The following is a 23,604-nucleotide window of genomic DNA, read 5'->3' on the forward strand; positions in this document are numbered from 1 at the left end:
CGCGCCACCGCCGGAGCAGGATGGACCGGCCACTATGGTCGTGGCCACTGTGACCAGACTGACGATGGAGCCAGCATGGACGAGTTCCACACACCACTTCTCGTGGACGTGGACCCCTCGCGGAACCTGAACGACCTCCTCGGTGAGCGGGTCCGGACCATGCCGGACGCCACCCTCGTCGAGCGCAAGGTCGGGGACCGGTGGCACCCCATGACGGCGCGCGAGTTCGACGCTGCGGTCGTCGCGGCGGCCAAGGGCCTGGTCGCGCGTGGCGTCCAGCCCGGGGACCGGGTCGGCATCATGTCCCGCACCCGCTACGAGTGGACCCTGCTGGACTGGGCGATCTGGGCCGCCGGCGCCGTCCCCATCCCGCTGTACGAGACCTCGTCGGCGGAGCAGGTGCACTGGATCCTCACCGACTCCGCCGTGTCGCTGCTGGTCGTCGAGACCGCCGCGCACGCCGCGACGGTGGCCTCCGTCCGGGCCGAGACCCCCGACCTGCGCGACGTCCTCGTCCTGGACGACGGCGCCGTGGACGCCCTCGTGGCCGACGGCGCCTCGGTCGGCGACGAGGAGATCGGCCGGCGACGTGGGCTCGCGGACCTGGCGGACGTCGCGACGATCATCTACACGTCCGGGACGACCGGCCGGCCCAAGGGCGCGGCGCTGACGCACGAGAACTTCTACGTGCTGAGCGTCAACGCCGTGAAGGGGCTGCACGAGGTCGTGGCCACGCCCGGCGCCCGCACGCTGCTGTTCATGCCGCTCGCGCACGTGTTCGCCCGGTTCGTCGAGGTGCTCGTGGTCGCCGCGGGCGCCGTGCTCGGGCACACGCCCGACACCAAGGACCTCCTGCCGGACCTGGGGACCTTCCGGCCGACGTTCATCCTGTCGGTGCCGCGCGTGTTCGAGAAGGTCTACAACTCCAGCGAGCAGAAGGCCGTCGCGGGCGGCAAGGGCGCGATCTTCCACCGCGCTGCCGACGCCGCCATCGCCTACTCCCGGGCGCTGGACACCCCCGGCGGCCCGGGCGTCGCCTTGCGCCTGAAGCACAGGGTCGCCGACGTGCTCGTGCTGTCCAAGCTGCGCGCCGCCCTGGGAGGTCAGGTGGAGTGGGCGATCTCCGGCGGGGCGCCGCTCGGGGAGCGGCTGGGCCACTTCTACCGCGGCGTGGGCCTGAAGGTGCTCGAGGGGTACGGGCTCACCGAGACCACCGCGCCGGCGACGGTCAACCTGCCGGGGCGGACGAAGATCGGCACCGTGGGGCCGCCGCTGCCGGGCACCGCCGTGCGGCTCGCGGCCGACGGTGAGATCGAGGTCAAGGGTCCGCACGTGTTCGCCGGGTACCACCAGAACCCGTCGGCGACCGCCGAGGCCTTCGACGACGGCTGGTTCCGCACGGGTGACCTGGGGTCCCTCGACGACGAGGGGTTCCTGCGGATCACCGGCCGCAAGAAGGAGATCATCGTGACGGCGGGCGGCAAGAACGTCGCGCCCGCGGTGCTCGAGGACCGGCTGCGCGCGCACCCGCTGGTCAGCCAGTGCGTGGTGGTCGGCGACCAGCGGCCCTTCATCGGCGCCCTGGTGACGCTCGACCCGGAGGGGCTGCCGGGCTGGCTGGCCGCGCACGGTCACCCGGCGATGGACGTGGCGCAGGCACGCACCGCACCGGCCGTCGTGGCAGCGATCGACGAGGCGGTGGAGAAGGCGAACGCGGCCGTCTCGCGCGCGGAGTCGATCCGCAAGTACCGCGTGCTCGACACGGACCTCACCATCGCCAACGGGTACCTCACCCCCAAGATGAGCGTGAAGCGCAACGTGGTGCTCAAGGACTTCGCGGCCGAGATCGACGCGCTGTACGAGGGTCCGCCGCCGGCCGGCACGCACTGACGGCGCGCTGCCAGCGCGCGACCGGGCGGCGCTGCTCCGGTCGCCGTCGCCGGCGCTCGGGCGGCCGACCCGGTCGCCAACGCCCCTCACATCGCCCGCACCATCCGCAGCGGCGGCACGAGCCCGGACGACGCGAGCACGTCGATCGCCGCGCGCTCGTCGTCGTCCAGGTCGACCGGCCGGCCGGCGGCGGACGCCGGCGCGTGCCGGTGAGCCGCCGCCGACGCAGACGTCGGAGGCCCGGGCCTGCCCGCGGGCCGGACCGGGATGGTCAGGAAGGTCACCACGCAGTCGGTGCAGGCAGCGCCTCGCACCGTGCAGCTGTCGCAGTCGATGATCATGGCGGCGACGGTAGGCAGGGCCACCCACACGCACGTCCCCGGCGCCGGACGACCCGGGCGTCGCGACCCGCGTGGCGACGTCCGGGCCGGGTCACCCACCAGCCGACGGACCTTCCGACCCGCCCCGGCGTGCCACCGCCGGATGTGTCGGTGCCCCCGGTTAGCGTCCGCGGCATGTTCCCGGCTCGCACCCTCGTCCCCGACCCACCCCGGTCCACGGGTGGCGGCGCACCCGTGCAGCTCACGCTCGACGACCTGGGCACACCGCTGCGCGACGTCACGTTCGTCGTCGTCGACCTCGAGACGACCGGCGGCACCCCGGGGGCCGACGCGATCACCGAGATCGGCGCGGTGAAGGTCCGCGGCGGTGAGGTCCTCGGCGAGTTCCAGACCCTCGTCAACCCCGGCACCCCGGTGCCGGCGTTCATCTCGACGCTCACGGGCATCACCACCGGCATGGTCGCCGGGGCACCGCGGATCGCCCAGGTCCTGCCGAGCTTCCTGGAGTTCGCCCGTGGCGCCGTCCTGGTCGCCCACAACGCCCCGTTCGACGTCGGCTTCCTCAAGGCGGCCGCCTCCGCGAGCGGCTACCCCTGGCCGGGGAACCAGGTGGTCGACACCGTCCGGCTGGCCCGCCGCGTGGTCCTGCGCGACGAGGCGCCCAACCACAAGCTCGGCACGCTGGCCGCCCTCTTCGGGGCGTCGGTCACGCCGGACCACCGCGCGCTCTCCGACGCCCGGGCCACGGTGGACGTCCTGCACGCCCTCCTCTCGCGCCTCGCGCCGCTGGGCATCACGCACCTGGAGGACCTCGCCACGGCGTCGGACCCGGTCCCGCCCGACGTGCGACGCAAGCGGCACCTCGCCACCGACCTGCCCGACGCCCCGGGTGTGTACCTCTTCCGCGGTCCGGGCGAGGAGGTGCTCTACGTGGGGACGTCGACGTCCATCCGCAAGCGCGTGCGCACCTACTTCACCGCCGCGGAGAAGCGCGGCCGCATGACGGAGATGGTCCGAATCGCGCACGCGGTGACACCCGTGGTCTGCGCGACGACGCTCGAGGCGCGGGTGCGCGAGCTGCGGCTCATCGCCGAGCACTCCCCCCGCTACAACCGCCGGTCGCGGTTCCCGGAGCGGATGCCGTGGGTCCGGCTCGTGCACGGCGCCAGCCCCCGGCTGAAGGTCGTGCGCGACGTCGTCCCCGGCGCACCGCACATCGGTCCGTTCAGCTCCCGCGGTGCCGCCCAGCAGGCGGTCGACGCGCTGCACTCCGCATTCGGCGCGCGGACACCGGGCACCCGGGCGCCGGAGATGCTCGACGCCGAGGCGGCCGCGCGCGTCCACGCCGCCATGACGACGGACCCCGGGCCGGTCGTGGACAGCCACGCCGCCCGGATCGCACGACTGGTCGCGCAGGAGCGCTTCGAGGAGGCGGCCGACGTCCGGGACCGGCTCGAGACCTTCCTGCGGGGCGCGGCGCGCGTGCAGCGCCTCATGCCGCTGGCGGCCTGCGAGGAGCTCGTGGCCGCCCGCCGGGCCGAGCGCGGCGGCTGGGAGATCGTCCTCGTGCGCCACGGACGCCTGGCCGGTACCGCGGCGGTGGACGCGCGCACCGACCCGCGTCCGGCGATCGAGTCGCTGCGGCTGACCGCCGAGCACGTGCCCGCGCCCGTCGCCCCCGCGCCGGCCGCGCACCCCGAGGAGACCGACCTGGTGCTGGAGTGGCTGGACTCCCCCGGCGTCCGACTGGTCGACGTCCGGCCCGAGGTGGCCGAGGTGCCCGCCCGCAGCTGCCCCGTGCGTGGGGCGCAGGCGTTCACGGAGACCGGACGCGTCGCGCAGGCGGTCGCCTGCGCCATGGAGGACGCACCGCCGGCCACGTCGGCGTCGTGGACCGTGACGGCCTCGTCGCCGGCGCCGACGGCGATCGCAGCGGCCGCTCCCGGCTCGGCGGCCGCCCCCGACGCAGCGGCCGCCTCGGACGCGACGCCCGCCCTCCGCGCCGCGCCGCGCCCTGGAACCAGGCCCGCCTCTGCCGCTGCACCAGCCCCTGCCGCCGCGTCGGTGATCGCCGCGGTGGCCGTAGCAGCGGCGGTGTCGGCGTCCGCCTCGGCCGGGGTTCCTGCCGTCCAGCCGGCGTCGGAGATTCCCGCCGCGCAGCCGGCGTCCGGGGTGCCTGCCGTCCAGCCGGCGTCCGCCGACGCCCGTGATCCCGTCGACCAGGTCGCGGACAGCGTGCTGCCGACGCTCCGTGCCGTGCCCGACCGCCTGCCGGAGGGCGTGCCGGAGGGCGTGCCGGACCTCCCGGTGGGGTCCGACCCCGTCGGTGCCTCGGGCACCGGCGCGGCATGATGGTGCGGTCCGCCGGGCGGCGGCGCACGACGAAGGGACTCGCATGCTGACAGCCATGGTCCTCATCGACGTCGACGCCGGGGTGATCCCCGAGGTCGCCGCGCGGATCGCGGACGTGACCGGGGTCAGCGAGGTCTACTCCGTCACCGGGGAGGTCGACCTCATCGCGATGGTGCGGGTGCGCGAGCACGACGCTCTCGCGGACGTCATCGCGGACAAGATCAGCAAGGTCCCCGGGGTGCTGCGCACGCAGACGTACATCGCCTTCCGGACCTACTCCAAGCACGACCTCGAGCAGGCGTTCTCGCTCGGGCTCGAGGACTGAGGCACGTCGCCGGCCGTCGCCCCGGGCGCCGGCTCGGCGGCAGCCCGCCACCCCGCCCGGACGGTCAGGCGCTCGCCTCGCGCCAGCGCTCCAGTACCGTCGCCGCAGCCCCCTCGTCCACCGCGCGACCGGCCACCTCCATGCCGGCCGCCAGCCGCTCCGTCAACGTCCCGCGCGCCGTGACGACCGAGCCGTCGGCGACCAGGGCCGCCGCCGCGTTGAGCAGCACCGCGTCGCGGACCGGCCCGCGCTCGCCGTCGAGCAGCCGGCGCGCCACGCCGGCGTTGTGGGCGGCGTCCGCGCCGCGCAGGTCGCCGACCGTGGCCGGCGGCAGACCGAGGTCCGCGACCGAGTCCAGCACGCACTCCGTCACGCCGCCGTCGCGGACCTCCCACACGCGCGACGTCGCGGTGGGCGCGAGCTCGTCGAGGCCGTCCTCACCGCGGAAGACCAGGGCGTCGGTCCCCCGGGACGCGAAGACGCCGGCCATCAGCGCCGCCATCCGCGCGTCCGCGACGCCGACCGCCGTCGCCGCCGGGGCGGCCGGGTTCGTCATCGGCCCGAGGAAGTTGAAGGCGGTGGCGATGCCCAGCTCCCGGCGCACGACGGCCGCGTGCCGCATCGAGGGGTGGAACGCCCCGGCGAAGCAGAACGTGATGCCGACCTCGCCGGCGATCTCGGCGACCCGGTGCGCCGGCTGGTCCAGGCGGATGCCGAGCGCCTCCAGCACGTCGGCGGACCCGGACGACGAGGACGACGCCCGGTTCCCGTGCTTGACGACGGTCGTCCCGGTGCCCGCCACGACGAGCGCCGCCATCGTGGAGATGTTCACGGTGTGCGCGCGGTCCCCGCCGGTCCCCACCAGGTCCACCGTCCGGCCGGGCACCTCGATGCGCACCGCGTGCGCGAGCATCGTGTCGGCCAGGGCGGTGAGCTCCTCGACCGTCTCGCCCTTGGCTCGCAGGGCGACCAGGAACCCGGCGAGGCGCGCCGGCGACGCGCTGCCGGTCATCACCTCGGCCATCGCCCAGGACGTCTCCTCGGCCGTCAGGTCCTGCCCCGCGACGAGACCGGCGAGGATCCCGGACCAGGTCGGCGGCGTCATCCCTGGGCCACCTGCCGGCCCACGAGGCGGGCGACGACGCGCTGCAGCTCGACCGGGTCGAGGGGGTGGGACAGCACGGCGTCGGCCAACGACCAGGACGCCAGCCACGCGTCCTGCGGCCGGCCGGTCAGGACCAGCACGGGCGGGCAGCTGAACACCTCGTGCTTGAGCTGGCGGCACAGACCCATGCCGCCGGACTTCGCCGCCTCGCCGTCGAGGATGAGCAGGTCGAGGCCACCGGCGTCCGCGGTCTCGACCACGACGGTGTGCGTCGCGGCCTCGACCCACTCGATGTCCGGCGCGCCCTTGGACAGGCGTCGGCCGACCGCGAGCCGGACCTGCGCCCGGGTGTCGACGTCGTCGCTGTACAGCAGCACGCGCGGTGCCCGCTGGGAGGACGCCGCGCCGGTCACCCCGGTGAGCTCGCTGGTCATGCCCGCTCCGATCCTCGACGTACGCGTGTGGCTGGCATCTTGGCACGCCCGCACCCGCGTCCGGTGCGCGACGGAGCCGGTCGCGCACGTGCCCGCACCCGCGTCCGGTGCGCGACGGCGCCGGTCGCGCCCGTGCCCGCCCACCCGTCGACGCGGCCGCCGGGGCACCCGCCCGGCAGGCAGCGGACCGTCGTCCACGACTACGGCGCAGCCGACGGGCACGGATGCGCGTGACGGTGTGACATTTGCCGCCCCGCGCGCCGCCGCACTGGCGCTCTTCTTCACAGCTTCTCCCCCATAATGGGCAACGTGTCGACCGCAACGGCTGCCTCCAGCACCTCCGTCCACGTGAGCGTGAACCGACCGAACCCCGTGTCGGTCGGCACGATCGTGTGGCTCGCCAGCGAGCTGATGTTCTTCGCCGGCCTCTTCGCCATGTACTTCACGCTCCGCGCACAGGTCCCGGAGGTGTGGGCCGAGCGGACCGAGATGCTCAACCTGACCTTCGCGGCCATCAACACCACCGTCCTGGTCCTGTCGTCGGTGACGTGCCAGCTCGGCGTGTGGGCGGCGGAGCGGTTCCAGCCCCGGCGTACCGGGTCGATCTTCGCCGTGGGCCACTGGGGCATGAACGAGTGGATGACCCTGACGTACCTCATGGGCGCCTTCTTCATCGGCGGCCAGCTGTACGAGTACGCGGAGCTGGTCCAGGAGGGCCTGACCATCTCCTCGAGCCCGTACGGCTCGGTCTTCTACCTCACGACCGGCTTCCACGGTCTGCACGTCATCGGCGGTCTGATCGCCTTCCTCTTCCTCCTGGGCCGCTCGTTCAGCGCCAAGCGCTTCGGTCACCACGAGGCCACGACGGCGATCGTCGTGTCGTACTACTGGCACTTCGTCGACGTCGTCTGGATCGCCCTGTTCGCGGTGATCTACCTGCTGCGCTGAGCGCCTGGTCACGGACCGGCCACACGCCGACCGTGCCGCCCCACCGCCCCACCTCCCCGATCAGCGAGACGAGGACCCATCCGTGAAGGCACTTGCAGCCCGCAGGCACCACCGGTCAGCCCCGGTCGTGCTCCTCCTGCTGGCGCTGCTGGTCACCGGCGGCCTGTACGCCGCACTCGCGCCCACCCCGGCCGGCGCGGCCGAGGCGAGCGAGAGTGACATCCAGACCGGCTCCGACCTGTTCAAGGCGAACTGCGCCACCTGCCACGGCATGAGCGCCGAGGGGACGCAGGACGCGCCGTCGCTCATCGGCGTCGGCGCCGCCTCGGTGGACTTCCAGGTCGGCACCGGCCGCATGCCGATGGAGAACAACGGGCCGCAGGCCCTCGCCAAGCCGCCGCAGTTCACCGACGAGCAGGTCGCGCAGCTGGCGGCGTACGTCGCCTCGCTGGGCCCCGGCCCGGCCATCCCCACGGCCGAGCAGATCGACCCGGAGCAGGGCGACGAGGCCAACGGCATGCAGATCTTCCGCACCAACTGCGCGATGTGCCACAACGCCGTCGGCGCCGGCGGTGCGCTGTCCGAGGGCAAGTTCGCCCCGTCGCTGTGGGACAGCAGCCCGAAGGTCATCTACGAGGCCATGGTCACCGGGCCGCAGGCCATGCCCGTCTTCAACGACGCGAACCTCACGCCCGACGAGAAGCGCGACGTCATCTCCTACATCGTCGCCCAGCGCGTCGGCAGCCCCGGTGGCGCCGAGCTCGGGGCGCTCGGACCGGTCACCGAGGGCCTGTGGGCCTGGGTCATCGGTATCGGTCTGCTCATCGCGTGCAGTGTCTGGATCGGAGCCAAGTCCTCGTGAGCACCCACCCCTCGCCCACCGACATCACCACCTACGGCGGCGCGAACCTCCCGGACACGTTCACCGACCCGGGCCACGGGCCGCACCGCCTGCGCCGGACCGACACCGACCCGGCCGCCAACAAGCGAGCCGAGCGCCAGGTCGTCCTGCTGTTCGCCGTCTCGATCATCGGCACCGTGCTGTTCCTCGTCGCCTACGTCCTGGTGCCGCCGGGCGACACGGCGGCCAGCATGCGCACCTCGAACCTGCTGCTCGGCCTGGGCCTGTTCCTGGGCATGTTCGGCATCGGCGCGGCCGCGGTCCACTGGGCCAAGACGCTGATGAACGACCACGAGCGCACGGACGAGCGGCACAGCCTGACCCCGTCGGAGGAGACCCGTCAGGGCGCCGTCCAGGCGCTCCAGGAGGGTCTGGCCGACGCCAACGTCGCGCGTCGCGGCGTCCTCAAGGGCGCGATGTTCTCCGCGCTCGCCCTCGCCCCGCTGTCCGTCGCGGTCCCGCTGATCGGCGAGGTCGGCGAGGACTGGGACATCACCAAGTTCAAGCACACGATCTGGAAGAAGGGCGTCCGGCTCGCGTCGGACCCGTCCGGCCGGCCCATCCGGGCCGCCGAGGTCACCCTGGGGTCGGCGTTCCACGTCATCCCCGCGAACCTCGAGGACGAGGAGCACCCGCTGGACGAGAAGGCGAAGGCCATCGTCCTCATGGTCCGGATGGACCCGCGTGACCTCAAGGAGGCCGAGGACCGCAGGGGCTGGTCCTACGAGGGGATCGTCGCCTACTCCAAGGTCTGCACCCACGTGGGCTGCCCGGTGGCCCTGTACGAGCAGCAGACGCACCACCTGCTGTGCCCCTGCCACCAGTCGACGTTCGACCTGGCCGACGGCGCCAAGGTCGTCTTCGGCCCCGCCAACCGCCCCCTGCCGCAGCTGCCGATCACGGTCGACGACGAGGGCTATCTGGTCGCCCAGAGCGACTTCCACGAACCGATCGGCCCGAGCTTCTGGGAGCGTCTGACGTGACGACCACTATCGGGCGGGGCGCCGCGGCGACCGCCGACTACCTCGACCAGCGCACCAGCGTCTCGGTCGCCATCAAGGGCCTGGCCCGCAAGGTGTTCCCGGACCACTGGTCCTTCCTGCTCGGCGAGATCGCGCTGTACTCCTTCGTGGTGCTGCTGATCTCGGGCGTGTTCCTCACGATGTTCTACGTGCCGAGCATGAACGAGGTGCACTACGAGGGCCCCTGGGCCGCGATGAACGGCGTGGAGATGTCCGAGGCGTTCGCCTCGACCCTGCGCCTGTCGTTCGAGGTCCGCGGCGGTCTGCTCATGCGGCAGATCCACCACTGGGCGGCCCTGATCTTCATGGCGTCGATCGTCACGCACATGATGCGCGTGTTCTTCACCGGCGCCTTCCGCAAGCCGCGCGAGCTGAACTGGGTCCTGGGCTTCACCCTGCTGATCCTCGGCCTGCTGGCCGGCTTCTCCGGCTACTCCCTGCCGGACGACGTCCTGTCCGGCAACGGCCTGCGCATCGCCGACGGCGTCGTGCGGTCCATCCCGATCCTGGGCAGCTACATCTCGTACTTCATCTTCGGTGGCGAGTTCCCCGGCCAGGACCTGATCCCGCGCCTGTTCACCGTGCACATCCTGCTGGTGCCGGCGCTGATCCTGGCGCTGATCGGCGCGCACCTGTTCCTGGTGTTCCTGCACAAGCACACCCAGTACCCGGGCTCGGGCCGCACGAACAAGAACGTCGTCGGCTACCCGCTGTGGCCGGTGTACGTCGCCAAGGCCGGTGGCTTCTTCTTCATCGTGTTCGGCGTCATCGCGCTCCTCGGCGCGACCATGACGATCAACCCGGTGTGGAACTACGGGCCGTTCGACCCGTCCCCGGTCTCGGCCGGCGCCCAGCCCGACTGGTACATGCTCTTCCTCGAGGGCGCCCTGCGCCTCATGCCCGGTCAGGGCATGGAGTGGGGCATCGGCGAGTTCACGCTGTCGCTGAACGTGCTGATCCCCGCGGTGATCGTCCCCGGCATCCTGTTCACGCTCCTGGCCGGGTACCCGTTCGTCGAGGCGTTCGTCACCGGCGACAAGGGCGAGCACCACGTGCTGGACCGCCCGCGCAACCGCCCGTTCCGCACGGCCTTCGGCATGGCGATCCTGACCGCGTTCACGATCCTGATCCTGGCCGGGTCCAACGACCTGATCGCGGCGCACTTCTTCCTGTCGCTGAACGACATCATCCGGGTGTTCCGGGTGCTGTTCTTCGTGGCTCCGGTCCTGGTCTTCATCATCACGAAGCGCATCTGCCTGGGCCTGCAGCGCAAGGACCGCGAGCTGGTCCTGCACGGCCACGAGACGGGCCGCATCGTCCGGTTCGCCCACGGTGAGTACATCGAGGTGCACAAGCCGCTGGACGCCCACGAGCGGTGGCTGCGCGTCGGCTACCAGGCCGAGCGCCCGCTGGAGATCGAGCCCCCGGTCGACTCGCGCGGCGTGCGCCGCAAGGGCTACCGCGTGGACCAGGTGCGCCAGCGCCTGTCGCGGGTGTTCTTCGAGGACCGGGTCGAGCCGGTCACGCCGTCGGAGCTGGCGGCGGCGCACTCGCACGGCGCCCACGACACGCTGGAGGCTGGCCACAGCGCCCCCGTCCGCGAGCTTGAGGGCACGGCCACCGGTGGCGGCCGCACGCTGGTCGAGCCCGTGGACGGATCTGCACCGGACGCGCGCAACCGCTGACCGGAGTAGACAGCAGGTGACCGGGTCGTCGCCACCGCCCTGAACCAGGGCGGTGGCGACGACCGTGTGTTGACGCCACCTCCGTCCGCGGGGGTGGCCCGACGAGAGGTACGCACGGATGGCCGAGTACACCCTTCCCGACCTGCCCTACGACTACGCGGCGCTCGAGCCGCACATCTCGGGCCGGATCATGCAGCTGCACCACGACAAGCACCACGCGACGTACGTGGCCGGCGCCAACACCGCCCTGGAGAAGCTCGCCGAGGCCCGGGAGACCGGCAGCTTCGACACGATCAACCTCCTCGAGAAGAACCTCGCCTTCAACCTGGGTGGCCACGTCAACCACTCGGTCTTCTGGCAGAACCTGACCCCTGAGGGCGCCGGCCGCCCGGACGGCGACCTGGCCGCGGCGATCGACGAGTTCTTCGGCTCGTTCGAGGGCTTCCAGAAGCAGTTCTCCGCCGCGGCGCTCGGCATCCAGGGCTCGGGCTGGTCGATCCTCGCCTGGGACTCCGTGGGCCAGAAGCTGGTCGTCGTGCAGATGTACGACCAGCAGAACAACCTCGCGCTGGGCCTGGTGCCGGTGGTCATGCTGGACATGTGGGAGCACGCCTTCTACCTGGACTACGTCAACGTCAAGGCGGACTACGTCACGGCGTGGTGGAACATCGTCAACTGGCAGGACGCCGCTCTGCGCCTCGCCCGTGCGCGCGCCCAGACGTCGGGCCTGATCGTCGCGGTCTGACCCGCTCCGGTCGTCGCGCGGCATCCGTCGCGTGCTGATCGTCCGGGCGCGGCCGCAAGGCCGGACCAGCTCCACCGCAGCGCCGGTGCCCTGTCAGGGCGCCGGCGCTGCGTCGTTCCCGGGTGACGTCGGTCCACCCGTCGTCCCGGGCGCGCCAGCAGCTCTGCGACGGTCCCACGGAAGGCAGCGGTGCCTGCCCAGGTCCCGGGCCGTCTCAGCGCGCCCACGGCCCCTCCACGGCCGCGCCGTGGCACGTTGCCGCGCGGTGGCCCGTTGCCGCGCGCTGGTCCGTCGTGCGCCACCCCCTGCAGCCGCCTCATGACCCGCGGCGAGCCGCCAGGCCGGACACCCGGTGCGCAGGAGCGCCCGGCTCGGCACCTCCGCAGGCGCGGCTCCGTCCCCGGCGGTCTGCCTGGGCGCTGGCAGCCCTCCCCCGGCCGTCCGGCCCTCGGGTCACCGGACCGGACGGGTACCCGTCCCCGTACGACGACGGCGCCCGCCCCCCATGAGGGAGACGGGCGCCGTCGTCGCGGGTGCCGGAGGCCTCAGTGCGCGTGCTGCCCGCGGGAGAACTCGAACACCCAGCCGACGAGCGCGATCATGCCGAGCGCCGCGCCCACGTAGACCATCCACCAGCCCACGGCCATGCCGAGGAAGACCAGGGCGGCGGCGCTGGCGATCGCGAGCGGCCACCAGCTCCAGGGGCTGTAGACGCCCTGGTCACCGGCGCCCTCCTCGATGTTCCCCTCGGGGTTGTCCTCCGGGCGCGCGTCGATGCGCCGGGCGAGGACCGCGAAGTACGCACCGATCATGAGGGCGAGGCCGGCGACGAGCAGGATGCCGAGCGACCCGACCGGCTCCCACCCGCTCCAGAAGCCGTAGCCGACACCGATGAAGATGAAGAACGGCACGAGGTACAGGAACGTCTTGGACTCGGTCCTCATCGCTGGCGTCCCTCCGTGTCGTCCGGGCGCACGCCGTCGCCGACGACGCCCTGGGCGGCCTGCTCAGGCTCGCCGGTCCCGGTCGCGAGGCGCTGCTGCGCCAGCTCCCGCTGTCCCCCGTGGTCGGACTCCCAGTCGAGGAAGCCCTGGTCCGGCGTCGCGAAGTCCATCGCCGCGACCTCGGGGTGGTGCAGGTCGAACGCGGGGCGCTCGGAGCGGATGCGCGGCAGCGACGTGAAGTTGTGCCGCGGCGGCGGGCAGCTCGTGGCCCACTCCAGGGAGTTCGAGAAGCCCCACGGGTCGTCCACGGTGACCTTGGCGGCCTTGCGCCAGGTCACGTACACGTTCCACAGGAACGGCAGCGTCGAGGCGGCGAGCAGGAACGCGCCGACGGTGGAGACCTGGTTCATCCACGTGAACCCGTCCTCCGGGGCGTAGTCCGCGTACCGGCGCGGCATGCCCAGGACGCCCAGCCAGTGCTGGATGAGGAACGTCGCGTGGAAGCCGATGAACAGCATCCAGAAGTGGATCTTGCCGAGCGTCTCGTCGAGCATCCGCCCGGTGAACTTCGGCCACCAGAAGTAGAAGCCGGAGAACATCGCGAACACGACGGTGCCGAACACCACGTAGTGGAAGTGGGCGACGACGAAGTACGTGTCGGTGACGGCGAAGTCCAGCGGGGGGCTGGACAGGATGATCCCGGTCAGGCCACCGAAGAGGAAGGTCACCAGGAAGCCGATCGCCCACAGCATGGGCGTCTCGAAGGTGATCTTGCCCCGCCACATCGTGCCGATCCAGTTGAAGAACTTGACCCCGGTCGGCACCGCGATGGCCATCGTCATGACGGCGAAGAACGGCAGCAGCACCGCCCCGGTCGGGTACATGTGGTGCGCCCACACCGTCACCGACAGGGCCGCGATCGCGATGGTCGCGTAGACGATGCCCTTGTAGCCGAACAGCGGCTTGCGGCTGAAGACGGGGAAGACCTCGGAGACGATGCCGAAGAACGGCAGCGCGATGATGTAGACCTCGGGGTGCCCGAAGAACCAGAACAGGTGCTGCCAGAGGATGGCGCCGCCGTTCTCCGGGTTGAACACCTGCGCGTCGAGCCGGCGGTCCGCCCCGAGGGCGAACAGCGCGGAGGCCAGCGGCGGGAACGCCATGATCACCAGCACGCTGGTGATCAGCGTGTTCCAGGTGAAGATCGGCATCCGGAACATCGTCATGCCGGGCGCGCGCATCGTCACGATCGTGGTGATGAAGTTGACCGACCCGAGGATCGTGCCGAACCCGGCCAGGGCGAGGCCGAAGACCCACAGGTCCCCGCCGAGGCCCGGCGAGAACGACTGGTTGGACAGCGGTGCGTAGGCGAACCAGCCGAACGACGCGGCGCCCTGCGGGGTGAAGAACCCACCGCAGGCGATGAGCCCGCCGAACAGGTACAGCCAGTAGGCGAACATGTTCAGCCGCGGGAACGCGACGTCCGGGGCGCCGATCTGCAGCGGCATGATCACGTTCGCGAAGCCCGCGAACAGGGGCGTCGCGAACAGCAGCAGCATGATCGTGCCGTGCATCGTGAAGAGCTGGTTGTACTGCTCCTTGCTCTGCACGATGTCGATGCCCGGCGTGAACAGCTCCGCGCGGATGATCAGCGCCATGAGCCCGGCGAGCATGAAGAAGATGAACGACGAGATCAGGTACAGGTAGCCGATGGTCTTGTGGTCGGTGGACGTGACCCACTTGATCACCGTGCGACCCAGCGTCTGCCGGCCCGGCGCCAGGCCCGGGATCACCGGCTCGACGTGCTGCGCCGAGGGTGCCGAAGGAGCGGTGTCGGTGGCCATGTCAGTTCTCGTTCCTCTGCGTGCCTTCGGCGTTGCTGGTGCGGTCCTGGCTGCGGTTCAGCTCGAGGCCGAGCGCGCCGGTCTGGCCGCGGTCACGCAGATCCTCCATGTGGTCGTCGTACTCCTCGCGGGACACGACGGCGACGTTGAACAGCATCGAGGAGTGCTCCTCGCCGCAGAACTCCGCGCACTTGCCGGCGTAGATCCCCTCGCGGGTCGGCACGACCTGGAAGGTGTTGGTGCGGCCCGGGATCATGTCCATCTTGAAGAGGAAGGCCGGGACCCAGAAGTTGTGGACGACGTCGCGGGCGTCCAGGACGAACTCGACGCGCTCGTCGACCGGCAGGTACAGCGTGGGGAGCTGGTCGAAGCTGCCCTCGCTGCCGACGTCCTGCGCCTGGACACCGGTGTCGTAGACGTCCTCGTCGAGGTAGTTGAAGTCGAAGCTCCACTGCTTGCCGACCACCTGGATCGTGGTGTCGGGCGGTGTGGAGACGTCCTCGAGCTCGGCGATGTCCCGTGAGGTGTAGAAGAACAGCACGCCGATCATGATGATCGGCAGCACGACGTAGGTGATCTCCAGCGGCACGTGGTAGCGCAGCTGGATCGGCAGCCGGTCGTCGGACTTCCGCTTCCGGTACACCGTGACGCACCACAGGATCAGGCCCCAGGTGAGCAGACCGACGACGAGCGCCGCGATCCAGGAGCCGACCCACAGGTTCGTGATGCGCTCGGTCTGGTTGGTGACCTGCGCGTCCTCGTAGCCGGGCAGGAAGCCGCGCTGCACCTCGGCGGAGCAGCCGGTGGCGACGAGCGCGACGGCCGTGGCCAGCGCGGCGGCCCGGGCGACCGGGCGCCGCTTCGGGCGGGTGTTGTGCGAGCGCAAGGGGGGCCTTTCACGTCACGTCCGGCAGCACGGCAGCGGGAGCCCCTTGCTGGTCCGGGACCTTCGTCCTCGACGCGGGTCAGCGTAGCGCGCACGGAGCACGGTGTCGGTGCGGGCGCGCTGCGCAGGACCCTGCTCCGGCGCGCTCACCGTGCGCGGGACGGCCCCAGCGCCGCTCGCCGTGCGTGCGCTGAGCGCGATAGGCGGTCCGGCGGCCGTCCGGCCGCGGCCCGGGTGTGAGCGACTCCACGTCCTCGCGCGGCGTCCGCCGTGCCGCGCCGGCGCGTCCCGGCCGGGCGGCAGGCTCCGGACGCACCGAAGGCCCGGTACCGCGAGGGGTACCGGGCCTTCGACGAGCGTCAGCGACGGACGGTCAGGCGAACGAGCCGCCGCACGCGCAGGAGCTGCCCGCATTGGGGTTGTCGATCGTGAATCCCTGCTTCTCGATCGTGTCCGCGAAGTCGATCGTCGCGCCGTCGAGGTACGGCACGCTCATCTTGTCGACGACGACCTCGACACCGTCGTAGTCGCGCAGCGCGTCGCCGTCCAGCACGCGCTCGTCGAAGTAGAGCTGGTAGATGAGGCCCGAGCACCCGCCGGGCTGCACGGCGACGCGCAGCCGCAGGTCGTCGCGGCCCTCCTGCTCGAGCAGGGTGCGGACCTTGTCGGCCGCCACGTCGGTGAGGACGACGCCGTGCGTCGCGGTCTGGGTGGTCTCGCTCATGATCACTCCGAAGGTCTCGGGCGGCGACGGGCACCTCTCGGCGCCCAGGCGTCTGTCGCCGGTGTCAACGTCGCGCGCCGTTCGTGTTGTTCCCGGCCAGCGTACGACGCCGTCGGGGCACCCGACGCACGCGGCGCCGCACGTGGCGCGGCCGGTCCCCCGGACGGACCGGACGGACCGGACGGCCTCAGGCCGACCACGTGCGGGCGACCCGCTCCGCCCGGCGCGCCAGCGCGCCCCCGGGGTCCGCCGACCAGGCGGCGTCGTCGCCGGGCTCCCGGACCGGGTAGGCCGCCGTGACCCCGGCTGCGGCGAGCTCACGACGCCCCACGAGGACCTGCCCGGCGATCACCACGGTGGGCACGGCGGCGTGCATCGCGGCGTCGGCGACGGTGGTGACGACGGACCCGTGCAGCACCGTCGGGTCGAGGTCGCCGGTGGCGGTGACGGCGAGGTCCACGTCGGCGACCCGGGCTGCGAGGTCGACGACGTCGGCGACGACGGCGGCACCCGGCAGCAGCCGCGCGCCGAGCAGCGCCAGGCCGAAGCCCAGGCCGCCACCGGCCCCGGCGCCCGGGAGCGCGGCGGTGCGGCCGGTCGTGGCCGACCGGGGCGCGAGCAGGTCCCGACGCACCGGGTCCGCCCCGAGCGCTGCGCCGGCGAGGTGGGCGAGGTGGGCGACCGACCGCTCCATCGCCTGCGCGCGGTCGGCGGGGACGTCACCGTGCGCCGCCGCGGACGCGCTGGCGCCGTGCAGGCCGAGCAACGGCAGGTCGCTCGCGCACGCGGCGACCAGGTCGACCCCCGCCCACACGGCCCGCAGCTCCCGCAGACCGACGAGGTCGCCCTCGACGACGTCACCGAGGCGTCCGGCGCCCGACCCGAGCACGCCGTCCGGCCCGGCTCCCACGCCGAGGGCGGCCAGCATGCCGGCACCCGCGTCGTACGCCACCGCCGGACCCACGCCGACGACGACGCGCGTGGCGCCGGCGTCGCGCGCCACGGCGAGCAGGTCGCCCACACCCGCGCTGGTCGCCGTCCCGGGTGAGCCGGCCCGCCCCACCAGCGCAGGTCCGGTCGCGTGCGCGGCCTCGACGTAGGCGGTGCGCCGACCGCCCGTCTCGGTCAGGAGGACCGCGGCCGGGACGCCCGTCCCCCACGGCGACCGGACGGTGCACGAGAGCAGCTCACCGCCGGTGCTCGCGTGCACGGCGGCGACGAACCCGGAACCGCCGTCGGACAACGGGCACACCCGGACGTCGTCCGACGGCGCGGTGCGGGTCCAGCCGTCGCGGATCGCGGCGGCGGCCACCGGCGCGGGCAGCGAGGCGCCCACGACGTCGGGGGCCACCAGCACGCGCACCCGCGGATCCTGGCACAGCGTCGCCCCGCCGACCCGGGAGCGCGCGGCATGGGCGGGCCACGGCTCCCCGCGCTCGCGCACCCGGCGGGCACAGGAGCATCCTCGGGGGTGGGCCACGACGGTCGCCGTGACGGGGCGACGCCGGCCGCCGGCGGAAGGGGTCGACGCTGATGACCACGGGCAGCGCGCTGCGGGTGGGGGTGTTCGTGTTCGACGACGCGGAGGAGCTGGACGTCGCGGGTCCGTGGCAGGTGCTCGCCACGTGGGCGCGCCTGTCGGACCTGCGGCCCGAGGCCGTGACCTTCTCCCGGGACGGGTCGGGGGTCCGGCTCGCCAAGGGGCTGCGGGTGCTGCCGGACACCTCCGCCGAGGAGGTCGGGACGATGCACGTGCTCGTCCACCCCGGGGGGCTGGGCACCCGCCTGCTCGTGGGCGACCACGCGCACCTGGCGTGGCTGCGCTCGCTGCGCCCGCACGTCCCGCTGATGGCGAGCGTCTGCACGGGCGCGCTGGTGTTCGCCGCCGCCGGGCTGCTCGCCGGACGGCCGGCGACCACCCACTGGGGCGCGTTCGACGAGCTCGCGCAGATCGACCCGAGCGTCACGGCCGACACCGAGGCCCGGTTCGTCGACGACGGCGACGTGGTCACGTCCGCCGGGGTGTCGGCGGGCATCGACATGTCGCTGCACCTCGTGGCGCGCCTGGAGGGCGTCGAGGTGGCGCAGCAGGTCCGGCGTGCGCTGCAGTACGACCCCGCTCCCCCGGTCTGACCCAGACCCCGGGACGGGTGGGCGCCGACGGCTCAGCGCCCGGGACGGCTCAGCGCTCGGCGAGGCTCAGCGCTCGAGACGGCTCAGCGCTCGGCGAGGCCCAGCAGCAGCAGGGTCTCGGCCAGCACCACGCGCTCGAGCTCGCCGAGGTGGACCGACTCGTTGGCCCCGTGCGCGCGCGAGTCCGGGTCCTCCACGCCGGTGACGAGGATCGCGGCGTCGGGGAACTCCTCGAGCAGGTCGGCGATGAACGGGATCGAGCCGCCGACGCCGATGTCGACCGGCGCCGTCCCCCAGGCCTGCTCGAACGCCCGCCGCGCCGCCTGCATGGCGGGCGAGTCGGCCGGTGCCTGGAACGGCTTGCCCAGCTCGCCGTCGGTGATGGTGACCCGTGCGCCGAGCGGGGCGTTCGCGGTCAGGTGCGCCTTGAGGGCGTCCAGGGCCTGCGCCGGGTCCTGGCCGGGGGCGATCCGCAGGGACAGCTTGGCGGTCGCCCGCGGGGTCACGGTGTTGGACGCGCGGGCCACGCTCGGCGCGTCGATCCCGATCACGGACAGCGCGGGCCTGGTCCACAGCCGCGCCGTGAGGGGACCGGTGCCAGCCAGCCGGAAGCCCTCGACCACGGCGGCGTCCGCGCGCAGGTCCGCCTCGTCGTAGTCGACGCTCGGCTCGGGACCGGTGACCAGACCGGCGACGGCGACGTCGCCGGCGTCGTCGTGCAGCGTGGCGATCAGCCGGGAGAGCAGGGTCAGCGCGTCGAGCAGCGGGCCGCCGTACATGCCGGAGTGGACGGCGTGCTCCAGGACGGCGACCTCGACCTCGAGGTCCACCAGCCCTCGCAGCGACGTCGTCAGCGCGGGCACGCCCACCCGCCAGTTGGAGGAGTCGGCCACGACGATGACGTCCGCGGCGAGCAGGTCGCGGTAGGTGGACAGGAACGCGGCGAACGTCGGCGACCCGACCTCCTCCTCGCCCTCGACGAACACCGTGACGCCCAGGCCCAGCGTGGCCAGGTGGTCGCCGAGGACGCGCAGGGCGCCCACGTGCGCGATGACGCCCGCCTTGTCGTCCGCGGCGCCGCGCCCGTACAGCCGGCCGTCGCGCTCGGTGGGCTCGAACGGGGACGTGCGCCACGCGGCGTCGTCGCCGGGCGGCTGCACGTCGTGGTGGGCGTAGAGCAGGACGGTCGGGGAGCCGTCGGCGGCCGGGCGACGGGCCACCACGGCGGGGGCACCCTCGCGGCCGTCCGGCGCCGTCGCCACCAGGACGCGCACGTCCGGCAGGCCGGCGTCGCGCAGCAGGCCCGCCACGGCCTCGGCCCCGGCGCGCACGTGGGCCTGGTCGAACGCCGCGTTCGACACGCTCGGGATGCGCACCAGCGACTCGAGGTCCGCGCGCAGGCCGGGGAACTCCTCGGCCACCCGGCTGCGCCACCGCTCGGTCCCGGTGGACGGCGTCGCGGCGGAGACCGCCGCGTCGGTCGGCTCGGGCAGGGGCGGGGCTGCGGCGGGGAGCGCGTCGGTCACGGGCGACCACGCTACCGCCCGGCTCGACTACCCTGGACGGGTGTTCCAGCGCAAGCAGTCCGACGTCGTCCCGCCCGCCGCCGACCTCACCGAGGAGCCGGTCCCGGGCCTCGTGGGCGCCGGCAAGGGCCGCCCGACCCCCAAGCGCAGGGCCGCCGAGGCCGCCAACCGGCGGCCGCTCGTCCCGACGGACCGCAAGGCCGCGGCGAAGGCCGCGAAGGTCGCCGCACGCGCCGACCGCGACCGGCAGTACCGCGCGATGCAGACCGGCGACGAGCGGTTCCTGCCCCTGCGCGACCGCGGACCGGTGCGCCGGTACATCCGCGACAGCGTCGACGCCCGGTGGAGCCTGGGCGAGTTCTTCCTCCCGATCGCGCTGGTGTTCGTCGCGCTCACCGCGCTGTTCTCCCAGAACCTCGCGGTGAGCGGGATCCTCATGGTCCTGCTCTACGCGATCGTGCTGGCGACGATCCTCGACGCCTTCCTCATGTGGCGCCGGATGCGCAAGCGCATCGCGGCCAAGTTCGGTCCGGAGAGCCTGGAGCGAGGCATGGGGATGTACGCGGCCATGCGGGTCTTCCAGCTGCGCCGGGGGCGGATGCCCAAGCCGCAGGTCAAGCACGGCCAGCACCCCGTCTGATCGTCCGCCGGCTCCCCCGGGCGCCGCGGTGCCGCTCCATCCCCGGCAAGGGCGCCGGCAGGGGCACGCCGCGCCTGCCCGGGCGGGCTCGCCTAGGGTCGGCGCATGGTCGCTCATCGCTATCTCGGCAACTCCGGGCTCAAGATCTCGGAGATCACGTACGGCAACTGGCTGACGCACGGCTCGCAGGTGGAGAAGGACGCCGCGGTCGCGTGCGTGCACGCCGCGCTGGACGCCGGCATCACCTCGTTCGACACGGCGGACGTCTACGCCAACACCAAGGCGGAGAAGGTGCTCGGCAAGGCCCTCAAGGGCCAGCGCCGGGAGTCCCTCGAGCTGTTCACCAAGGTGTACTGGCCCGTCGGCCCCAAGGGCCCCAACGACGTCGGCCTGTCCCGCAAGCACATCATGGAGTCGATCCACGGCTCGCTGAAGCGCCTGGGGACCGACTACGTCGACCTCTACCAGGCCCACCGGTTCGACACCGAGACGCCCCTCGAGGAGACGATGCAGGCGTTCGCCGACATCGTCGTGCAGGGCAAGGCCCTGTACATCGGGGTCAGCGAGTGGACCGCCGACCAGATCCGGGCCGGGCACGTCCTGGCCCGCGACCTCGGGTTCCAGCTCATCTCCAACCAGCCGCAGTACTCCATGCTGTGGCGGGTCATCGAGGGCGAGGTCGTCCCGACCTCGCAGGAGCTGGGGCTGTCGCAGATCGTCTTCTCCCCGATCGCCCAGGGCGTCCTGACCGGCAAGTACCAGCCGGGTGGTGAGCTGCCCGAGGGGTCCCGCGCGACCGACGACAAGGGCGGCGCGCAGATGATCCAGCGGTTCATGAAGGACGAGATCCTCGAGCGGGTGCAGGCGCTGCGGCCGATCGCGCAGGAGCTGGACCTGTCCATGGCGCAGCTGGCCGTGGCGTGGGTGCTGCAGAACCCGAACGTCGCCGCGGCGATCATCGGGGCGTCGCGCCCGGAGCAGGTCGTGGACAACGTGCAGGCGTCCGGCGTCCGGATCCCGGCCGAGCTGCTGACCCGCATCGACGAGGTGCTCGGCGACGTCGTCGAGCGCGACCCGGGCAAGACGGCGGCGAACTCCCCGCAGAAGCGTCCGGTCTGACCGGCCGCACCCTCTGCTCGCACGCACGCGCCCCCGCTCCTCGGAGCGGGGGCGCGTCGTCGTGCGGGGAGCGTGCGAGCGGTCTCAGCGCTCGGCCGACGACTTACGCTCGGGGACGGTGAACCGGGGCAGCAGCGCGTGCACCAGCGGGCCGATGCCCAGCGCGTACGCCAGGGTGGCGAAGCCGACGGTGCCGCCGAGCGCCCAGCCGACCGTGACGACGAGCACCTCGATCGTCGTCCGGACCACGCCGACTGGACGGCCGGTGCGCCGCACCAGACCGGTCATGAGCCCGTCCCGCGGTCCCGGACCCATGCGCGCACCGATGTAGAGCGCCGTTGCGAGGCCGTTGAGCACGATGCCGCCCACGGCCAGCAGACCGGCCACCCACCACGGCAGCGGCTCGGGCAGGCGCGCCAGCAGGGCGAGGAACGGGTCCACGAGCGCCCCGATGACCAGCACGTTCGCAACCGTCCCGAAGCCCGGGCGCTGCCGCAGCGGGATCCAGCACAGCAGCACCGCCACGCTGATCAGCACGGTGAGCGCGCCGAACGACCAGCCCGTGCGGTGCGACGCCCCCTCCGACAGCACGTCCCACGGCATGTTGCCCAGGCCTGAGCTCACCAGGGCCGCGATGGAGAAGGCGTACAGCACCAGCCCGACCGCGAGCTGCCCGAGCCGGCGGCCGGCGCGCTCGGGACGCCTCGGGCGCAGGACCGTCCGGGCACGTCGCCCGGTGCGGACGGCGGCGGGCCGCTGCCCGGTCACGGGACGCGCAGCGGGACCGGCGCGGCGGCCGCGGTCCCGTCGTGCAGCAGGCGCGCGACGGCGACGTCCTGCGCCGCGAGGGTGCGCCAGTGCTCACCGAGCCACTGCTCGGCGTCGAACTGGTTGCCGAACACCGGGCTGACCGGGTCCTCCAGCACGCGTCCCTCGGCGTCGTCCAGCTCCCACACCCACTGCGGGCGGATCATGCGGCCACCTCCGGGCTCGCGCCACGGCGCATCCGGGCGGCTGTGCCGGCACCGACCGCGAGCGCGCGGTTGACCCGCGACGCCCAGAACGGTCCGCCGTAGACGAAGCCCGTGTAGCCCTGGACGAGCGTGGCACCCGCGGCGAGGTAGTCGCGCGCGTCCTGCGGCGCCGAGATCCCGCCGACGCCGATGACGACCGCGTCCGGTCCCAGCCGCGTCCGCAGCCGGGCGACGACCGCCAGTCCCCGGGCGCGCACCGGCGGGCCGGACAGGCCGCCCTCCCCCAGGGTGTGCGCGATCGTGGTGTTCACCGCGACGACACCGTCCAGCCCGAGCTCCACGGCGAGGTCGGCGACCGCGTCGACGTCGTCGTCGGACAGGTCCGGGGCGATCTTGACCAGCAGCGGGACGCGTCGGGCGGGCGTCGCGGCGTCGGCCGCCTCGCGCACGGCCTCGAGGATCGGCCGCAGGCTCTCGACCGACTGCAGGTCGCGCAGCCCCGGGGTGTTCGGGGAGGAGACGTTGACGACGAGGTAGTCGGCGTACGGCGCCAGCAGCCCGGCGCTGGTGGCGTAGTCGGCGGCCGCGGCGTCGGCCGGCGTCACCTTGGTCTTGCCGATGTTGACGCCGACGACGAGCCGGCGCCCGGCCGGCGTGGCGCGCAGCCGCCGCAGCCGCGCGGAGACCGCCACGGCGCCCTCGTTGTTGAACCCCATCCGGTTGCGCAGTGCGCTCTGGTCGACAACGCGCCACAGCCGCGGGCGCTCGTTGCCGGGCTGGGCCTGGGCGGTGATGGTGCCCACCTCGACCGAGCCGAACCCGAGCATCGTGAGCCCGGCGACCCCGACGGCGTTCTTGTCGAAGCCGGCGGCCAGGCCGAAGGGGCCGGGGAACCGGACCCCGAGCGCGTCGACGCCGGCGGCGGCGGGCGGGGCGAGCGTGCGGCGCAGCGCCCCGGAGAGCACGGGGGTGACGGCGGCGGCCCGGATCGCGGCGAACGCGAGCTCGTGGGCACGCTCCGGGTCGAGCCGGCGCAGGACGACGTCGAAGAGGAGCCGGTACACGC

22 protein-coding genes and 1 pseudogene are annotated in these 23,604 nt (G+C 73.2%); 11 read left to right on the forward strand and 12 right to left on the reverse strand.

Annotated features, from left to right (window positions below; translation table 11 throughout):
• The first annotated feature begins 75 nt into the window (after positions 1 to 75).
• Positions 76 to 1,890, forward strand: coding sequence for an AMP-dependent synthetase/ligase (locus CAE01nite_RS07195; RefSeq protein WP_146902124.1), 1,815 nt, complete (start codon positions 76 to 78; stop codon positions 1,888 to 1,890).
• An 86-nt stretch (positions 1,891 to 1,976) separates the two neighbouring features.
• Here CAE01nite_RS07195 and CAE01nite_RS07200 read toward each other — a convergent pair whose 3' ends face one another.
• Positions 1,977 to 2,231 carry a hypothetical protein gene (locus CAE01nite_RS07200; protein ID WP_146902126.1) on the reverse strand — a complete coding sequence of 85 codons (255 nt, stop codon included), beginning with the start codon at positions 2,229 to 2,231 and terminating at the stop codon, positions 1,977 to 1,979.
• A 174-nt stretch (positions 2,232 to 2,405) separates the two neighbouring features.
• On the opposite strand from CAE01nite_RS07200, the pseudogene CAE01nite_RS07205 reads away from it, so the two are divergent.
• Positions 2,406 to 4,091: pseudogene (locus CAE01nite_RS07205) on the forward strand (DEDD exonuclease domain-containing protein); the annotation flags it as partial.
• 535 nt (positions 4,092 to 4,626) lie between these two features.
• Entirely contained in the window at positions 4,627 to 4,908 is a 282-nt protein-coding gene (locus CAE01nite_RS07210) for an Lrp/AsnC family transcriptional regulator (protein ID WP_146902132.1), read from the forward strand.
• Positions 4,909 to 4,972: 64 nt separating this feature from the next.
• Here the strand turns inward: CAE01nite_RS07210 and trpD are convergent, their stop codons facing one another.
• Entirely contained in the window at positions 4,973 to 6,013 is a 1,041-nt protein-coding gene (trpD, locus tag CAE01nite_RS07215; RefSeq protein ID WP_146902135.1) for an anthranilate phosphoribosyltransferase, read from the reverse strand.
• Complete coding sequence (locus tag CAE01nite_RS07220) at positions 6,010 to 6,447, reverse strand: response regulator (protein WP_146902138.1); 438 nt, start codon at positions 6,445 to 6,447, stop codon at positions 6,010 to 6,012. The genes trpD and CAE01nite_RS07220 overlap by 4 nt, the downstream gene beginning before the upstream one ends.
• Before the next feature lie 300 nt (positions 6,448 to 6,747).
• On the opposite strand from CAE01nite_RS07220, the gene ctaE reads away from it, so the two are divergent.
• From ctaE to CAE01nite_RS07245, 5 genes are all read left to right on the forward strand, one after another.
• The gene (gene ctaE / locus CAE01nite_RS07225) at positions 6,748 to 7,395 is read left to right on the forward strand and encodes an aa3-type cytochrome oxidase subunit III (protein ID WP_186816452.1); all 648 of its coding nucleotides are present in this window, start codon (positions 6,748 to 6,750) and stop codon (positions 7,393 to 7,395) included.
• A gap of 82 nt (positions 7,396 to 7,477) precedes the next feature.
• Positions 7,478 to 8,257: a cytochrome bc1 complex diheme cytochrome c subunit gene (gene qcrC, locus CAE01nite_RS07230; RefSeq protein WP_146902144.1), complete on the forward strand. Its 780-nt coding sequence runs from the start codon at positions 7,478 to 7,480 to the stop codon at positions 8,255 to 8,257.
• A complete protein-coding gene (gene qcrA, locus CAE01nite_RS07235; RefSeq protein WP_146902147.1) occupies positions 8,254 to 9,279 on the forward strand; it encodes a cytochrome bc1 complex Rieske iron-sulfur subunit in 1,026 nt (341 codons plus the stop codon). The genes qcrC and qcrA overlap by 4 nt, the downstream gene beginning before the upstream one ends.
• A complete protein-coding gene (qcrB, locus tag CAE01nite_RS07240) occupies positions 9,276 to 11,003 on the forward strand; it encodes a cytochrome bc1 complex cytochrome b subunit (RefSeq protein ID WP_246131061.1) in 1,728 nt (575 codons plus the stop codon). Before qcrA ends, qcrB begins: the two co-directional genes overlap by 4 nt.
• Before the next feature lie 118 nt (positions 11,004 to 11,121).
• Positions 11,122 to 11,748, forward strand: coding sequence for a superoxide dismutase (locus CAE01nite_RS07245; protein WP_146902150.1), 627 nt, complete (start codon positions 11,122 to 11,124; stop codon positions 11,746 to 11,748).
• Positions 11,749 to 12,293: 545 nt separating this feature from the next.
• Here the strand turns inward: CAE01nite_RS07245 and CAE01nite_RS07250 are convergent.
• The 5 genes from CAE01nite_RS07250 to CAE01nite_RS07270 all read right to left on the reverse strand — a co-directional run bounded on the left by CAE01nite_RS07250 (position 12,294) and on the right by CAE01nite_RS07270 (position 17,509).
• On the reverse strand, positions 12,294 to 12,692 hold the full coding sequence (locus CAE01nite_RS07250; protein ID WP_146902153.1) for a cytochrome c oxidase subunit 4: 399 nt from the start codon (positions 12,690 to 12,692) through the stop codon (positions 12,294 to 12,296).
• On the reverse strand, positions 12,689 to 14,536 hold the full coding sequence (gene ctaD, locus CAE01nite_RS07255; protein WP_146902156.1) for an aa3-type cytochrome oxidase subunit I: 1,848 nt from the start codon (positions 14,534 to 14,536) through the stop codon (positions 12,689 to 12,691). Before ctaD ends, CAE01nite_RS07250 begins: the two co-directional genes overlap by 4 nt.
• A gap of 1 nt (position 14,537) precedes the next feature.
• Positions 14,538 to 15,422: an aa3-type cytochrome oxidase subunit II gene (gene ctaC, locus CAE01nite_RS07260; RefSeq protein WP_146902159.1), complete on the reverse strand. Its 885-nt coding sequence runs from the start codon at positions 15,420 to 15,422 to the stop codon at positions 14,538 to 14,540.
• A gap of 373 nt (positions 15,423 to 15,795) precedes the next feature.
• Positions 15,796 to 16,146: an iron-sulfur cluster insertion protein ErpA gene (gene erpA, locus CAE01nite_RS07265; RefSeq protein WP_146902162.1), complete on the reverse strand. Its 351-nt coding sequence runs from the start codon at positions 16,144 to 16,146 to the stop codon at positions 15,796 to 15,798.
• Positions 16,147 to 16,333: 187 nt separating this feature from the next.
• Complete coding sequence (locus CAE01nite_RS07270; protein ID WP_246131062.1) at positions 16,334 to 17,509, reverse strand: glycerate kinase; 1,176 nt, start codon at positions 17,507 to 17,509, stop codon at positions 16,334 to 16,336.
• 170 nt (positions 17,510 to 17,679) lie between these two features.
• On the opposite strand from CAE01nite_RS07270, the gene CAE01nite_RS07275 reads away from it, so the two are divergent.
• Entirely contained in the window at positions 17,680 to 18,279 is a 600-nt protein-coding gene (locus CAE01nite_RS07275; RefSeq protein WP_146902165.1) for a DJ-1/PfpI family protein, read from the forward strand.
• Between the two features lie 83 nt (positions 18,280 to 18,362).
• On the opposite strand, the gene CAE01nite_RS07280 is transcribed toward CAE01nite_RS07275, so the two are convergent.
• On the reverse strand, positions 18,363 to 19,805 hold the full coding sequence (locus CAE01nite_RS07280; RefSeq protein ID WP_281285569.1) for a dipeptidase: 1,443 nt from the start codon (positions 19,803 to 19,805) through the stop codon (positions 18,363 to 18,365).
• A gap of 40 nt (positions 19,806 to 19,845) precedes the next feature.
• On the opposite strand from CAE01nite_RS07280, the gene CAE01nite_RS07285 reads away from it, so the two are divergent.
• Together CAE01nite_RS07285 and CAE01nite_RS07290 are read left to right on the forward strand one after the other, a co-directional pair.
• The gene (locus CAE01nite_RS07285) at positions 19,846 to 20,445 is read left to right on the forward strand and encodes a DUF3043 domain-containing protein (RefSeq protein WP_146902168.1); all 600 of its coding nucleotides are present in this window, start codon (positions 19,846 to 19,848) and stop codon (positions 20,443 to 20,445) included.
• Positions 20,446 to 20,550: 105 nt separating this feature from the next.
• Complete coding sequence (locus tag CAE01nite_RS07290) at positions 20,551 to 21,564, forward strand: aldo/keto reductase family protein (protein ID WP_146902171.1); 1,014 nt, start codon at positions 20,551 to 20,553, stop codon at positions 21,562 to 21,564.
• Positions 21,565 to 21,648: 84 nt separating this feature from the next.
• Here the strand turns inward: CAE01nite_RS07290 and yczE are convergent, their stop codons facing one another.
• The 3 genes from yczE to CAE01nite_RS07305 are packed head-to-tail and all read right to left on the reverse strand — an operon-like array spanning position 21,649 to position 23,602.
• Positions 21,649 to 22,332, reverse strand: a complete 684-nt coding sequence (gene yczE, locus CAE01nite_RS07295) for a membrane protein YczE (RefSeq protein WP_307724981.1) — start codon at positions 22,330 to 22,332, stop codon at positions 21,649 to 21,651.
• The gene (locus tag CAE01nite_RS07300; protein ID WP_146902174.1) at positions 22,329 to 22,538 is read right to left on the reverse strand and encodes a hypothetical protein; all 210 of its coding nucleotides are present in this window, start codon (positions 22,536 to 22,538) and stop codon (positions 22,329 to 22,331) included. The genes yczE and CAE01nite_RS07300 overlap by 4 nt, the downstream gene beginning before the upstream one ends.
• The gene (locus tag CAE01nite_RS07305; protein ID WP_146902177.1) at positions 22,535 to 23,602 is read right to left on the reverse strand and encodes a quinone-dependent dihydroorotate dehydrogenase; all 1,068 of its coding nucleotides are present in this window, start codon (positions 23,600 to 23,602) and stop codon (positions 22,535 to 22,537) included. The genes CAE01nite_RS07300 and CAE01nite_RS07305 overlap by 4 nt, the downstream gene beginning before the upstream one ends.
• Positions 23,603 to 23,604: the final 2 nt, after the last annotated feature.

The organism is Cellulomonas aerilata (assembly GCF_007991755.1).
Lineage (GTDB): Bacteria > Actinomycetota > Actinomycetes > Actinomycetales > Cellulomonadaceae > Pengzhenrongella > Pengzhenrongella aerilata.